General features: G+C 40.9%; 14 protein-coding genes. 12 read left to right on the forward strand and 2 right to left on the reverse strand.

What is annotated here, in order from left to right:
• Positions 1-139 precede the first annotated feature (139 nt).
• The 5 genes from rpmF (at position 140) to lysM (ending at position 3740) form a co-directional block, all read left to right on the forward strand.
• Complete coding sequence (rpmF, locus tag JMX91_RS11735; RefSeq protein WP_057758809.1) at positions 140-322, forward strand: 50S ribosomal protein L32; 183 nt, start codon at positions 140-142, stop codon at positions 320-322.
• Between the two features lie 425 nt (positions 323-747).
• Positions 748-1716 (forward strand): ACP S-malonyltransferase, encoded by a 969-nt coding sequence (gene fabD, locus JMX91_RS11740; RefSeq protein ID WP_191114795.1) that lies wholly within the window; start codon positions 748-750, stop codon positions 1714-1716.
• On the forward strand, positions 1713-2441 hold the full coding sequence (gene fabG, locus JMX91_RS11745; RefSeq protein WP_057758813.1) for a 3-oxoacyl-ACP reductase FabG: 729 nt from the start codon (positions 1713-1715) through the stop codon (positions 2439-2441). Before fabD ends, fabG begins: the two co-directional genes overlap by 4 nt.
• Positions 2442-2711: 270 nt before the next feature.
• Complete coding sequence (gene acpP, locus JMX91_RS11750; protein WP_057758815.1) at positions 2712-2948, forward strand: acyl carrier protein; 237 nt, start codon at positions 2712-2714, stop codon at positions 2946-2948.
• A gap of 282 nt (positions 2949-3230) precedes the next feature.
• On the forward strand, positions 3231-3740 hold the full coding sequence (gene lysM, locus JMX91_RS11755) for a peptidoglycan-binding protein LysM (protein WP_057758817.1): 510 nt from the start codon (positions 3231-3233) through the stop codon (positions 3738-3740).
• A gap of 144 nt (positions 3741-3884) precedes the next feature.
• Here the strand turns inward: lysM and queG are convergent, their stop codons facing one another.
• Positions 3885-5042, reverse strand: a complete 1158-nt coding sequence (gene queG, locus JMX91_RS11760; RefSeq protein ID WP_201549291.1) for a tRNA epoxyqueuosine(34) reductase QueG — start codon at positions 5040-5042, stop codon at positions 3885-3887.
• Between the two features lie 245 nt (positions 5043-5287).
• Here queG and JMX91_RS11765 point away from each other — a divergent pair, with 245 nt between their 5' ends.
• The gene (locus tag JMX91_RS11765; protein ID WP_201549293.1) at positions 5288-7111 is read left to right on the forward strand and encodes an NAD(P)H-hydrate dehydratase; all 1824 of its coding nucleotides are present in this window, start codon (positions 5288-5290) and stop codon (positions 7109-7111) included.
• Positions 7112-7133: 22 nt separating this feature from the next.
• Here the strand turns inward: JMX91_RS11765 and JMX91_RS11770 are convergent, their stop codons facing one another.
• Positions 7134-7631: a DUF4124 domain-containing protein gene (locus JMX91_RS11770; RefSeq protein ID WP_102092415.1), complete on the reverse strand. Its 498-nt coding sequence runs from the start codon at positions 7629-7631 to the stop codon at positions 7134-7136.
• 990 nt (positions 7632-8621) lie between these two features.
• On the opposite strand from JMX91_RS11770, the gene JMX91_RS11775 reads away from it, so the two are divergent.
• The 6 genes from JMX91_RS11775 (at position 8622) to JMX91_RS11800 (ending at position 14073) form a co-directional block, all read left to right on the forward strand.
• Positions 8622-10334 (forward strand): acetolactate synthase 3 large subunit, encoded by a 1713-nt coding sequence (locus JMX91_RS11775; RefSeq protein WP_201549298.1) that lies wholly within the window; start codon positions 8622-8624, stop codon positions 10332-10334.
• Positions 10334-10831, forward strand: a complete 498-nt coding sequence (ilvN, locus tag JMX91_RS11780; RefSeq protein WP_057758828.1) for an acetolactate synthase small subunit — start codon at positions 10334-10336, stop codon at positions 10829-10831. The genes JMX91_RS11775 and ilvN overlap by 1 nt, the downstream gene beginning before the upstream one ends.
• A 134-nt stretch (positions 10832-10965) precedes the next feature.
• Positions 10966-11982: a ketol-acid reductoisomerase gene (ilvC, locus tag JMX91_RS11785; RefSeq protein ID WP_057758830.1), complete on the forward strand. Its 1017-nt coding sequence runs from the start codon at positions 10966-10968 to the stop codon at positions 11980-11982.
• Between the two features lie 297 nt (positions 11983-12279).
• On the forward strand, positions 12280-12711 hold the full coding sequence (locus JMX91_RS11790) for a hypothetical protein (protein WP_201549295.1): 432 nt from the start codon (positions 12280-12282) through the stop codon (positions 12709-12711).
• A gap of 363 nt (positions 12712-13074) precedes the next feature.
• Positions 13075-13287 (forward strand): cold-shock protein, encoded by a 213-nt coding sequence (locus tag JMX91_RS11795; protein ID WP_057758834.1) that lies wholly within the window; start codon positions 13075-13077, stop codon positions 13285-13287.
• Positions 13288-13554: 267 nt separating this feature from the next.
• Positions 13555-14073, forward strand: a complete 519-nt coding sequence (locus JMX91_RS11800) for a DUF421 domain-containing protein (RefSeq protein ID WP_201549296.1) — start codon at positions 13555-13557, stop codon at positions 14071-14073.
• Positions 14074-14193 lie beyond the last annotated feature (120 nt).

Genomic DNA, 14193 nt, shown 5'->3' on the forward strand with positions numbered 1-14193 from the left:
TTGGTCAGTGCTTTATGTGAGTGGCAATCTATTTAACTAATGATGCTTAAGACTTAGGTTGTTGTGATTATATAGCCTCTGTCAGTATCGACTTAAGCTGAATTTCAAGCTTATCCCTTTTAAGTATAGGAGCTATATCATGGCTGTTCAAAAAAGTCGTAAAAGCCGTTCTCGTCGTGACATGCGCCGTTCACATCACCGTATGGAAATTGCTGAACTAAGCGTAGATGCTACTACTGGTGAAAAACATCGTCGTCATCACATGACTAAAGATGGTTTCTACCGTGGTCGTCAACTGTTCAAAGTCAGCCAAGACGCCTAAGACATTGGCTCTGTGATAGCTTAGGCGAAGATGATAATAGTACTGGTGACTATTATTGTTTTTGCCTAGTTATTATTAGTCAATAAGCTTTGAGCTAAAAAAAGCCAAGTTATTTCGCTATCATATATTATGTGGCTGGATAACTTGGCTTTTTGTTATTTATAACTAGACTTATTGCTTAATTCGCTTGTTATTTTTAGTAGATTTAAAAATGTGCTGATATAATCTGCTCCTTTAATTTGGGCAGCGTTACTCTTGCTGTTTAGTTTGCATCCGCTATGATAATAGTGTCTGTCAGTGTATAGTTTACTGACAATCTGTTTTCTTGCATAAATACTTGAAGTAGCGGCTTTGTATAACATCTCATAATATAATACCCCCCATTGTTTTTAGGGATATTTCTAATCAGATAAGGAATATTGGTTATGGCTTCTGTACCCGATATGGTAAAAAAGCAACCCGCTCGTATCGCGGTCATTTTTCCTGGACAAGGATCTCAAGCAGTCGCGATGACGAGTGAGCTTGCCGAAATCTATCCAGAGATACGCGATACATTTACCGAAGCGAGTGATGCGCTTGGTGAGGATTTGTGGGCAATCTGTCAGGACGAAGAAAAACTCAATCAGACCCAATATACTCAGCCTGCGCTTTTGACCGCTAGTATTGCTATTTGGCGTGTTCTACAACAAAAAATAGAAGAGACGCCTTGTTATTTAGCTGGTCACTCTCTAGGCGAGTACAGTGCCCTGTGTGCTGCCAATGTGATATCGCTGGGTGATGCAGTCACTTTAGTACATAAGCGCGGTCAGTTGATGCAAGAGGCCGTTGTAGGGGTTGATACTGCTATGGCTGCAGTATTAGGACTAGAAGACAACCGAGTTGAAAACTTGTGTGAGCAAGCAACCGAACACGTCGAAGATGCCGTTGTTGGGGCAGCCAATTTCAATAGTCCAGGACAAGTGGTTATTTCGGGTAACGCTGCTGGTGTTAATGCTGTTATTGATAAAGTCAAAAACACGGGCAAAAAATCTGTTCCTCTAAAAGTGAGTGTGCCGTCTCATTGCGCACTTATGGAACCTGCCAGCAATGCATTGGCTGAGATACTAGCGGGTATCAAGTTTGATCAGGCAACCATTCCTGTTATACAAAATCGCTATGCACGCGTCGAAACCAGTGCGGTCGGTATCAAGCAAGCATTGACCGAACAGCTGAGCGAGCCAGTACTGTGGTCAAAAACCATGCAAGAGCTGGCTGACAAGCAAATCAATATCTTAATTGAATGCGGCAGTGGTAATGTACTGAGCAATTTGGCGAAGCGTCAGGCGCAGCCAATCGCAAGCTATCCTACTGACAAGCCTGCCCGTCTAGAAAAATTATTGGAGGTGTTATCATGAGCCGTACGATTACATTAGTGACTGGCGCTAGCCGAGGTATCGGCAAGGCAGTGGCCAAACGTTTTGCTAAAGAAGGACATTTTGTCATTGGAACTGCGACCACTGAAAAAGGCGCTGAGCTTATCGATGACTACCTTCATGATACTGGTGGTATTGGTCGTGTTCTAGACGTACGTGATACTGCTCAAATTGATAAACTATTTGAAGAGATTGAAAGCGTCTATGGTGCGGTACAAGTATTGGTTAACAATGCTGGTATTACCCAAGATGGTCTACTGATGCGCATGAAAGACGAAGATTGGGAAAATGTCATCGATACCAATTTGACATCGGTATATCGCATGAGTAAACGTGCCGTACGCGGTATGATGAAAGCACGCCGTGGTCGTATTATCAACATTACCTCTGTCGTCGCTCAAATGGGCAATGCGGGCCAATCTAACTATGCGGCGACCAAAGCTGGCGTAGAAGGGTTTAGTCGTACGCTTGCACGTGAGATTGGTTCACGCCAAGTGACCATCAATTGCGTTGCACCAGGTTTGATCGAAACGGATATGACAGATGAGCTTGATGAGCGCCTATTGAACTCTATGTTAGATGCTGTGCCTATCAGCCGTCTTGGTCAGCCAGAGGACATCGCTGCAGCGGTACATTTCTTGGCTAGCGACGAGGCCAGCTATATCACAGGCGCTGTTATTCCTGTCAATGGCGGCATGTATATGTAGTCAATATACGAGCGTTACATAGTTATAATAAAAAACTGTGTGAACGAGTGTAAACTATAATAAAGGGTGCTATAATGACGGATACTTTTGAGTCAAAGCCTTGTATGATAGCAGGGCTTTATTAGACATCAGACAAACTGTATAACATGTCATAGAGTACTCAGACAGCATTGCTGGTCTGGCAAACGCATTTTATATATCATGCTATAGCGTTAAATAAGGCGATATAGCAGTTTATTAAAAATAATAGATGATAACGGAGTGATCTACATGAGTAATGATATCGAGCTAAGAGTAAAAGCAGCAGTAGCTGAGCAACTAGGTATGAATGTTGAAGACATCAACAACGATGCTTCATTCATGGAAGACCTAGGTGCAGATTCTTTAGACCTAGTTGAATTGGTTATGTCATTTGAAAGTGATTTTGGTATCACTATTCCTGATGAAGATTCTGCAGAATTGACTACTGTTCAAAAAGCAATCGATTACGTACAAGCCCAACTATAATTTGCTACTTATTTAGCAGAGTTATAATGCCGCCTATCTGATTAGATAGGCGGTTTTTTTATGGGCGCGTGATTATTATTTCTAAATGCAGCAATCGAATTTAACATTGACTACGTCAATTCAACATTACTCAACATACTATTACTATCCACATCGACTCCTTTTATCTATACTTGTAATAGTAAGTCGTAGAAAAAGATGGCAGTCAGACATTTAGTATATTGTCTGACTATGTGTTTTATTAGAAGAATGACAAATAATAATATTTCAAGGAGTAGATATATGGGTATGTTTAGCTTTGCAAAAGATATCGGTGATAAGATTTTTAACCGTGATGACGAAAAGCATGATGCTAAGACAGAAACGAAAGCAGATGCTAATACACCAGTACAAAGCAGTGAACCGAGTGCACAATCAGTTGCTAATATTCTGTTGCGCCGTATTCAGCAGCAAAACCTCAATATCAGTAACCTGAAAATTAAATATAATGGTTCTACAGATACTGCAGAAATCAGTGGTAATGCTAAAACTCAAGCTGATCGCGAAAAAGCCATTATCGCTATCGGTAACGTGCAAAATGTTGCAAAGGTTATCGATAATATCGATATCGAAGAGGATGCACCTGAATCTACGATGTATACGGTGAAGTCTGGTGACAGCTTATCTAAAATTGCTAAAGAAGTTTATGGCTCATCTGGCGATTATATGAAGATATTCGAAGCGAACAAGCCAATGTTATCTGATCCAGATAAAATCTATCCAGGTCAAGTACTACGCATTCCTAAGCCATAATTCTAGAAGAAGCGTATAGAGAAATAATATTTTAAATATGACGTTCTAATAAAAAAGCCTCTTATTATTAAGAGGCTTTTTTATGTTGTACACTTCAAATAAACACTTTATTTCAGTGACATTTGATAGTCATAAAGTGATTGGTTAATTAGTCGAGTCTAGCTTATTGTGCTGCTCAGCTAGAGCCCATTCGATATGCTCATCTAGCATGTCATTATGTAAGGTCAATTTAGATTTTAATTGTTTGACCACTTCTAAGCTGGCATTAGCATTGCCAAGTCCGATAGCGATATTACGTAAAAAATTCATATAGCCGGTGCGTCTTAGCGGGCTACCTTGAGTGTTCTTCATAAAGTCGGCTTCTTGCCATTGCCATAGTTCAAGCAAGCTACTATTGTCTAATCCATGCCTTGGTGCGAAGTCATCAACAGTCGTAAGGTTGGCATAACGATTCCATGGACAGATTAACTGGCAATCATCACAGCCAAAGACCCGATTGCCTATCGCGCGTCGATATTTAGTATCGATGACACCATCATGTTCGATAGTCAAATAGGAGATACAAGCAGAGGCGTTGAGCTCATGGGGCGCCACAATCGCTTGAGTAGGGCATATGTCAATACAAGCGCTACAACTACCGCAATGCTCCTTGACTGGTTTGTCATCGGGTAGCTCAAGGCTCAAAAACAGCTCACCAAGTACAAAAAATGAGCCAGCTTGCTTATTTATAAGTAGTGTATGTTTACCTGTCCAACCGAGACCTGCTGCATCTGCAATCGGCCGCTCAAAGATAGGCGCTGAATCGCTAAAAGGTCTAAACACAAATTCTTTTTCTGAACCGATATCCAAATGTTGCCATTCAGGGAGCATTGTTTCTATCTTTAAAGCCAATTGCTTTAAACGACTACGCATCGTTTTATGGTAGTCACGCCCTCTTGCATAACGCGCAATGATGCCTTTATTAGGATGATCGTTATCAGTGACAGCACGCGGCGTCGGTGATTGAGTTAGATAATCCATACGTACGCTGATGATGGTCTTTGCGCCCTCGACTAGTTGATCAGGATGAGCGCGCAGATCATGATTATTATGCATAAACTGAAGTTGACCCTCATAACCTTTATCTAGCCACTTCTGTAGTTGTTCAATCTGCTGAGTAAACAAAGGATGATGCACAGATAAAAAACCACAATCAGCAAATCCTAGTGCCTGTGCTTGTGCTGTAATCCACTGCTTAACATCAGCTGTGGTTGTAAATACAGTTGGGTTCGTAATGGTGATTTTGTTTTTATCAGTAGGCATAGATAGTAGGTGCTTATTAGATGGTTTTCTCGTTTGTTTTAATCAGATTATTCATATCTGACAATCAGAGATAATGTAAATACGGCTATGATAAGCCAGTGAGCAATGAGTGCAAGTATAAAAGAAAATAAACTCACATTCATATTGATACATAAGTCGAGGTAAGCTTTTGCTAAGCTGATATGAGAACTGAGCAACCAACTTTAGATAAAATAAAAAATGAGTAGAAACATCAAGGATAAGTTATGAGAAATAATACCAATTTATCACCTATAAAAAATACAAAACCTATTGCGCTATATAATAGTGAGCAGGTTTATGCGATGGAGCACGCTTGGTTTGCACAAGGATACGACAGTTTTGGTTTGATGAAACAAGCCGCTTGGCAAATGACACAGCAAATAGAACAGGTTTATGAGCGAAAAACCGTCAGTACTAGCCATTCTGCTAATACTAACGTTTATCACCGTAGTGCTCATTCGCGTCGAGCAAGTATCTGGGTAGGGAAAGGTAATAATGGTGGTGATGGCTGGCTTATCGCTCATTATTTACAGCAAGCTGGCTGGCAAGTAGAAGTGATAACGGTTGGCTTTAGTAAAGATGATTTGATTATCCATAATCAATCAGTAACTTCAAAAACTCCTAGCGATAAACAAAGCGATAGTAGCAATATTACTGACGCGACAAAGGCATTACAGATAGCCCTAGCTAGCAGCTGCAACTATCAACGATTTGAGGGCATTATTAGTCACGATGATGCGGATAAAATAAACTTGCCAGCTGATGTTTATATCGATGCATTATTTGGTATTGGCTTAGATCGCGCACCAGAAGGTATTTATGAATTAGCTATCAATACCTTCAATAGTCTTACTCAGCAAAATAACGCCCTAGCAATAGCAGTTGATATTCCAAGTGGGTTAGTGGCTTCTACTGGTGAAGTGTTCGAGCGCATGGCAATACAAGCTGACGTGACTCTATGTTTGATTGCGCGTAAGTTTGGTCTACATACCAAAGATGGTACAGACTATAGCGGAGACATAGTCGATATACCGTTGATACCTTATCAAATGCCGCTTCATCAAACAGCTAGCCATCATATGATAGCTGAGAAAAATGCTAGCCAAGCATTTGAGCCAGTTGCCACGCTGCTGACAGCTGCGCATAGTATGAGTCTGCGTCGCCAAAACAGCTATAAAGGTAGCTATGGTCATGTGCTAGTCATTGGCGGAAATCGCGTCGATGGCTCTCAAGGTATGGGCGGTGCTGCCATACTGTCTGCGGCCAGTACGATGGCGACAGGTGCCGGTAAAATAACAGTTGCCTGCCATGAGGCTTTTCATGGGTCACTATTGACCTCATTGCCAGACGCGATGACTATTAATTTACATGACATAAGCGGTGTAAAAGATTTAATAAAGCAGGCTAGTGTCGTTGCCATTGGGATGGGCCTTGGCCGCGACGAAAAAGCCGAAGCATTATTTATTGATTATGTACAGGCTGCTATAGAGAATGAAAAATCAATCGTGATTGATGCAGATGGACTTTATCACTTGGCATCGCTGCACATGGATAATCATGAGCTAATAACAGAGCTACGAGAATATAGTACTAATCATCGGGTTTGCTTGACGCCGCATAGTGGAGAAGCAGCTAGACTACTTGAGCAAAAAGTAAGTAAGATTGAGTCAGATAGACTGCAAGCTATAAAACAGTGTGCCGCAATGTACGGTGGTAACTGGGTATTAAAAGGGGCAGGATCTTTAGTGTTAGAACAAGAAGAGGGAAAAGAAAGAGTATATGTCTGTAATGTGGGTAATGCTGGCATGGCAACCGCTGGCATGGGTGATGTGCTATCTGGGGTGACCGCTGGACTATTGGCACAGCAAGATTTATCAGCAGAGGCACGTAGCTTACATCAAGCAGTTCTTATACATGGGTTCGCAGGAGATGTATTAGTCAATCAAGCGAATAGTGGCACCAATACATTGCTAGTGGGGCAACGAGGGCTACAAGCTCAAGATATGCCAGCAGCCATTCGTCACGTCATGCAGCTTATGGTAGTTTGATATTTGCTTTCAAGAGGTCTGACTAGGTAGAAGGGTTGGAGCAATACTGAGTAATTGCTTGCTGTACACGTTCGCGCTTAAGCTCAATCTCACGCCCATCTAGATACTGACGTTTACCGTTAGCATCCATCTCATAGATACGGCCGCCGACATTTAGGTTGGTCAAGTTATTACGCAATGATTGGCAGCGCTGAGCATTAGCCTGAGCTTCTTGTTCTTTAATACGTGCTTCAAGTGCTGCTACTCGTTGTTCTTCTGCAGTTTGAGCATTGCTGCTCTGGTTGGGATCTGTTTTTCCTGCCATTTGTCCTGCGTTGTTCTGTCTACCGTCACTACGAAACTCAATCAGTTCAATATTTTTGCCGACTTGCGGCGCATGTTGGCTATATTTTACTTCACCATGTGCCCCAATAGATTTATAAACTTGAATAGCCTGACTGGCATTCATGGACAGCATTAGCATACACGCGGTACTCATCAACAGTTTGGCAGCGGTATTTATCTTAGACGCATATGCCATAGTAGCAATCCTCTTATTTAATAAAAATCAAATGTATATGGGTGTAAATATAACACTTGAACGTTTTATTGGTACTAATAATGTATCGACTACCGATTCTAGCAAATAATACTTATCAATGTATATTATTTAATAACTAATAGTTTGGGATAGGCTTTAGAAGTTTTTCTTGACAATAACTCGTAAACCATCGAATATAATAGCAGTTGATTGGTCAGTGAGCGGCTTTTACGATGTTGCCGTGGCACTTGAGAAAGAAAACTACGAGTTACTTATCGGTAGCTTACGCAGTTTTATTTCCTTTGTGATAATGATATAGCAAGCATAGTGGCACAACGACCACTATTGATAGCGATACATTGTCTCCGGACTTATCTGTCTACAATGACTAAGATAAACTTATTATTTGAAATGTGCTAAATGTGTTTTTAGCAGTTGTATCAAACGCGATATAGTACGCGGTTAAGAGATTTCCCCAAAGCCTATTGTAAGTTTTAAAAATCTTATAATTTAGTATTGGCCATGAAGTTTTTTTGCTTGTATATATTGATGCATCTGTACAAATAAAGTCACACAGATAAAGTCACAATAGATACTTGCTAGTATCGAATCTCAATAATAAGCGCCTTCTTTTATAGATGCACTCGCATCTTGTCACTGTATATCGATAAACATCCATCACAAAGCTGACCTAAAATACACTGCTGCGTTTGATTAGTATTGTCCTATGAGACAGTTTTAATTAAGCCTATTAGGCAGATATTCTTGATATGGACAAGAATTAGCGATCATTCAGTAAGTAAAAATAACGACGGTAAGTAATTATTTTTACTTATAGAATCCCGCAAATTCTCGCCGCAAAAAAAGGTGATGACAGTGACGCAAACCACGCAAAGTCCGAACATGACGGGACATACCCAAACGGGTAATGCCGCCAAAAATTTTGAACAAAAGCAACAACGTCTTGCAGAAGGTAGTGCACAGCCTGTGATGCTATCGGGCGCTGAAATGCTGGTGCAAGCACTGACTGACGAAGGTGTCGAATACATCTTTGGCTATCCAGGTGGCGCGGTCTTACACATTTATGATGCGCTGTTTCAGCAAGAAAATATTGAGCACATCTTAGTACGTCACGAGCAAGCAGCGGGCCACATGGCCGATGCTTATTCGCGAGTGACTGGTAATACTGGCGTCGTGTTGGCCACATCAGGCCCTGGTGCGACCAATACCGTGACAGCTATTGCTACTGCCTTTATGGATTCTGTACCAATGGTTGTAATCGCAGGTCAGGTGCCAAGCAGCCTAATCGGTGAAGATGCTTTTCAAGAAACAGATATGGTAGGTGTGTCACGTCCTATCGTTAAGCATAGCTTCCAAGTAAGTCATGCTAGCGAAATTCCAATGATTGTAAAAAAGGCATTTTATATTGCCCAGACTGGTCGGCCAGGCCCTGTCGTCATTGATGTGCCAAAAGACATGACTGCGCCTAGCGAAAAGTTTGCTTACGAATATCCAGAAGAAGTGTTTATACGATCGTATCAGCCGTCACTCAAAGGCCATAGCGGTCAAATCAAAAAAGCCATTGAAACGCTATTAGCAGCGCAGCGTCCTGTTGTATATGCAGGCGGCGGTGTGATTTGGAGCAATGCGCACGAAGAATTAACAGATCTTGCACATCGTCTGAATTTACCAGTGACCAACACCTTGATGGGTCTTGGTACGTTCCCTGGCTCTGATCGTCAGTTCTTAGGTATGCTTGGCATGCACGGTACTTACGAAGCCAATATGAGTATGCACCATGCTGATGTGATTTTGGCCGTCGGCGCGCGTTTCGATGATCGTGTGACCAACAACGTTAAAAAATTCTGCCCTAACGCAACCATCATTCATATCGATATCGATCCTGCTTCGATCTCAAAAACGATTCTTGCGCACATTCCTATCGTAGGCGATGTGAAGTCAGTCTTAACGGACATGCTAGAGATTGTTGGTCAAGACAAGCAGTTAGAGCAGCACGCATTGCTCGATTGGTGGTCACAAATTAATGAGTGGCGTAAGCGTCATGGCTTACGTTATGACACCAGCACAGATAATGGTATTAAGCCACAAAGTGTCGTACAAGCTCTAGATAAAGTGACTAACAGCAACGCTATTATCACAAGTGACGTTGGTCAGCATCAGATGTTTGCGGCACTTTACTATACTTACAATGAGCCACGTCAATGGCTGAATTCAGGTGGTCTTGGTACCATGGGGGTTGGTCTACCGTATGCAATGGCTGCCAAACTTGCCAATCCTGAGCGTGATGTGGTTTGTATTACTGGTGAAGGCTCTATTCAGATGAATATCCAAGAGCTATCGACCTGCTTACAGTATAACTTACCAGTTAAAATTCTGAACATTAACAATGCGCAGCTTGGTATGGTGAAGCAGTGGCAAGATATGCTGTATGAAGGTCGTCATGCCCAGTCTTATATGAACTCCTTACCAGATTTTGTCAAATTGGCTGAAAGCTATGGTCATGTCGGTATCAAAATTACTGACCCTGCAACCATGGAAGCACAATTGGCTGAAGCAATGGCTATGAAAGACAAACTGGTATTTATCGATGTTTACGTCGATCGTAATGAGCATGTATATCCAATGCAAATCGCTGGACAGGCCATGCGTGATATGTGGTTAACAAAAGGGGAGCGTACCTAATGCAACAACAACATCTGATTTCGGTATTGATGGAAAACGAAGCGGGTTCGTTGTCGCGGTTAGTCGGCTTGTTCTCACAACGTGGCTACAATATCGAAACTTTGAACGTCGCGCCTACTGATGATCCAAGTATTTCACGTCTAACAGTTACGACCATTACGTCACCTGAAAGAATTGAGCAGATCACCAAACAATTGCATAAATTGATTGAAGTGGTTAAAGTGCTTAATCTGACGGAGAACGTACACGTTGAGCGTGAATTGATGCTCATCAAAGTCCGCGCAACAGGCGGTGTGCGTGAAGAGATTAAACGTAGCGCAGACATTTTCCGCGCACAAATCGTCGATGTAAATTCTAACTTATATACGATTCAAATCGTGGGTGACAAAGCCAAACTTGATGGTTTTATCGATGTGATTGGCCGTGAGCGCATTATGGAAGTGGTTCGCTCAGGTGTTATCGGTATTGCCCGCGGTGAAAAAACACTAAGCATTTAATTATTTATCAAAACCAGTTTAAACCAATATTTATTTATCTAATCAACAAAGCGCTTATCTTAGTTATTATATTGACTACAGCATAAGCGTTTACTATCCATGGCAAGCCATGATTGAGAACAAGGACTCTATTTATGAACGTTTATTATGACAAAGATTGTGACCTATCTATTATCCAAGGTAAAAAAGTTGCCATTATCGGTTACGGTTCACAAGGCCATGCACACGCGCTTAACCTACAAGATTCAGACGTCGATGTAACTGTTGGTCTACGTGCAAACTCAAGCTCATGGAAAAAAGCTGAAAATGCTGGTCTAAAAGTCGCTGAAGTAGAAGAAGCGGTAAAAGCTGCTGACGTTATCATGATTTTGACGCCTGATGAGTTCCAAAAAGAGCTTTATAATGATGTGATCGAGCCAAACATCAAAGAAGGCGCTACACTAGCTTTCGCTCATGGTTTTGCAATCCATTACAACCAAGTTGTACCACGTAGCGATCTTGATGTCATCATGGTTGCGCCAAAAGCACCAGGTCATACTGTGCGTTCAGAGTTCGCTAAAGGCGGCGGTATCCCTGATCTTATCGCTATCTATCAAGACGCTTCTGGTCAAGCTAAACAGTTAGCATTATCGTATGCTGCTGGTGTAGGTGGTGGTCGTTCAGGCATCATCGAAACAACGTTCAAAGATGAGACTGAAACGGATCTATTCGGTGAGCAAGCCGTACTTTGTGGTGGTGCAGTAGAGCTGGTTAAAATGGGCTTTGAGACACTAACAGAAGCGGGCTATGCACCGGAAATGGCTTATTTCGAATGTCTACATGAGCTAAAGCTTATCGTTGATTTGATGTATGAAGGTGGAATCGCTGATATGAACTACTCAATCAGTAACAACGCTGAATATGGCGAATATGTTACTGGCCCTGAAGTTATCAACGAGCAGTCACGTGAAGCCATGCGTAATGCACTAAAACGTATCCAGTCTGGTGAATACGCGAAGATGTTCATCTCTGAAGGTGCAACCAACTACCCATCAATGACTGCGCGTCGTCGTAACAATGCTGATCATCAAATCGAAATTACTGGTGCTAAGCTACGTGGCATGATGCCATGGATCGGTGGTAACAAAATCATCGATAAAGACAAAAACTAAGTTTTATACAGATAAAAGTTTTGTTCAGATAATAATCTGATTTAGATGAAGTAGCCCATGTTATCACTTGATAGCGTGGGTTTTTTTATGCAAAGTATTTGATAGATGCTCTTCGCTTTGACTTGAATATGGGCTATTGGTTGAAAACCATTAATTGCTACCCAATATAAGCAAGCACCTTAACATTGGCCAAAGCGCCCTTGCGATCAACATTTATCATTGTTCTTACCCGTTTCTAAGTATTCGAAGCGGGCGGATGCTTCATTCTCACTTTCTATAGATAATAGGTTGTATGCTGTGCAAATATCTTATTCAGACTGGCTAACGCCGCAATTCGTATATATTACTCTTAGCGCTGTGGTAGCAGTTTTAATTTGGATAGAAGGGGAGATGCTCAAACAGACCGATGGTAAACTGCCTCAATCTAAATTCTTCAAAGTCAGTTCATTGTTAGATACTCTATGGTTCTTCATATCAGTGGTAATTTTATACGTTATTGATTTGACCCCATTATCTATCGCAGTGCCAGCAGCATATGGCATATACACGACCTTTGGCTGGATATATGGTACCAAGCTACTGAAGCGTAAAGGCATCCCTGACTCTCCTAAAGACTTGGTCATTCCATCAAAATATATTGCCTATAGTCAGTCATTTTCATTGGTGTTTTTTGCATTATGTTTGCTCGTGTTGAGTTCAGCATGGCTACCGACATCACCATTGCAGTAACTAATATTCCAACCTACTATCATTTATGTCGACTTATTTAATTAGTGGTTTATTGATGAAGTTGTAGTACATCTATAAATAAAAAATATTTTATATCAATAAGATATGAAACTGATTACTATCGATGTTAGCTTGCAACAATGGTTAGTATTTATTTACAAAAATCAGCAATTTAGACTGTTCCTACCATGGAAAACTGTTATAATCAGACGGTACTCAAAATATTTGAGGCAAAAAATGCAAATTTTCTTTAAGATTATTTAGTATTTTTGGCCGCCGCATTTAGCAGAAAATATTAGGGTATATATCAATTAATCGGTGATGACACAAGTCTCGCCAACAGTTAAAGAGTCAGGAAAATTTATGTCAGATAAAGTTGAAGGCACTGTAAAGTGGTTTAATGAAGCTAAAGGTTTTGGTTTTATCGCTCAAGACAACGGCGGACAAGACGTATTCGCTCACTACAGCGCTATCCAAGGTAACGGTTTCAAAACTCTAGCCGAAGGCCAAAAAGTGTCTTTCATCTTAGGTGATGGCAAAAAAGGCCCACAAGCTGAGCAAATCGAAGCTATCTAATCTCATTTATTGTTAAGTTAACTGCTTGTCAGTAAACTTAATGACAATAAGATTATCAATACGCATTGATTACTTTGTTTGTTAAAACAATAAAAATACTGTATCGACTTTAAAAAGAAGCAACCTCTTATCAGGTTGCTTTTTTTATAGGATTTTTTTGGTATGACAAAGTGTTGCTAATGTAAAGTGCTATTGATTTTGACGGTCAACATCATCAGGTAATAACGGACAATGATTTAATAAAGATGTAATAGATAAGGTTGTGTTATGAAGTGGGAAAACTGGCTTTCAATTGACTGGCAACAAGTGCTCGGGATTTCTTTATCCGCTATAGGCTTTTATGTAGGGCTGATGTTGTTTACTCGATTGATGGGTTTACGCAGTTTTTCCAAGTTATCAAGCCATGATTTTGCAATGACGGTTGGTATTGGTAGTATATTGGCGTCGACTGTGTTGTCAGATAAGCCCTCTCTATTTCAAGGATTGTTTGCTGTTGCGGTGCTATTCTTGATTCAGGGTGTTATTTCAGTTGTCAGACGTAAGATCAAGCCGCTAAAAGCTCTGATAGATAACCAAGCTATTATCCTAATGGCTCATGGTGAGTATTTAGAAGATAACTTGAAAGAAGCCAATCTTAGTACTAGCGATGTTCAGGAAGTGCTACGTAAAAATGGTATCAAAGCGAAAACAGAAGTGTTTGCAGTGATTATGGAGACGACAGGTGATATGAGTGTCATCAAGAATAATGACGTTGAACCTGATTGGTCTTTATTTGATGATATATAGTCAGTTCAAAATAAAATTGTTATGGTTAGGACAAATATCATAAAACAATTTGGATAAGTCGTTTTCCATCCAGCCTTGGCGTAGAAACTTAGCCTGTGCCCATTTCTTTTCGATGGGGTT

The sequence above is a fragment of the Psychrobacter sp. Pi2-1 genome, from assembly GCF_904846645.1.
In the GTDB taxonomy this organism is placed as follows: domain Bacteria; phylum Pseudomonadota; class Gammaproteobacteria; order Pseudomonadales; family Moraxellaceae; genus Psychrobacter.

Bases quoted from the DNA above. Each gene is read 5' to 3' on its own strand.
- rpmF (WP_057758809.1), top strand. From the start codon at position 140: ATGGCTGTTCAAAAAAGTCGTAAAAGCCGTTCTCGTCGTGACATGCGC.
- fabD (WP_191114795.1), top strand. From the start codon at position 748: ATGGCTTCTGTACCCGATATGGTAAAAAAGCAACCCGCTCGTATCGCG.
- fabG (WP_057758813.1), top strand. From the start codon at position 1,713: ATGAGCCGTACGATTACATTAGTGACTGGCGCTAGCCGAGGTATCGGC.
- acpP (WP_057758815.1), top strand. From the start codon at position 2,712: ATGAGTAATGATATCGAGCTAAGAGTAAAAGCAGCAGTAGCTGAGCAA.
- lysM (WP_057758817.1), top strand. From the start codon at position 3,231: ATGGGTATGTTTAGCTTTGCAAAAGATATCGGTGATAAGATTTTTAAC.
- queG (WP_201549291.1), bottom strand. From the start codon at position 5,042: ATGCCTACTGATAAAAACAAAATCACCATTACGAACCCAACTGTATTT.
- JMX91_RS11765 (WP_201549293.1), top strand. From the start codon at position 5,288: ATGAGAAATAATACCAATTTATCACCTATAAAAAATACAAAACCTATT.
- JMX91_RS11770 (WP_102092415.1), bottom strand. From the start codon at position 7,631: ATGGCATATGCGTCTAAGATAAATACCGCTGCCAAACTGTTGATGAGT.
- JMX91_RS11775 (WP_201549298.1), top strand. From the start codon at position 8,622: ATGCTATCGGGCGCTGAAATGCTGGTGCAAGCACTGACTGACGAAGGT.
- ilvN (WP_057758828.1), top strand. From the start codon at position 10,334: ATGCAACAACAACATCTGATTTCGGTATTGATGGAAAACGAAGCGGGT.
- ilvC (WP_057758830.1), top strand. From the start codon at position 10,966: ATGAACGTTTATTATGACAAAGATTGTGACCTATCTATTATCCAAGGT.
- JMX91_RS11795 (WP_057758834.1), top strand. From the start codon at position 13,075: ATGTCAGATAAAGTTGAAGGCACTGTAAAGTGGTTTAATGAAGCTAAA.
- JMX91_RS11800 (WP_201549296.1), top strand. From the start codon at position 13,555: ATGAAGTGGGAAAACTGGCTTTCAATTGACTGGCAACAAGTGCTCGGG.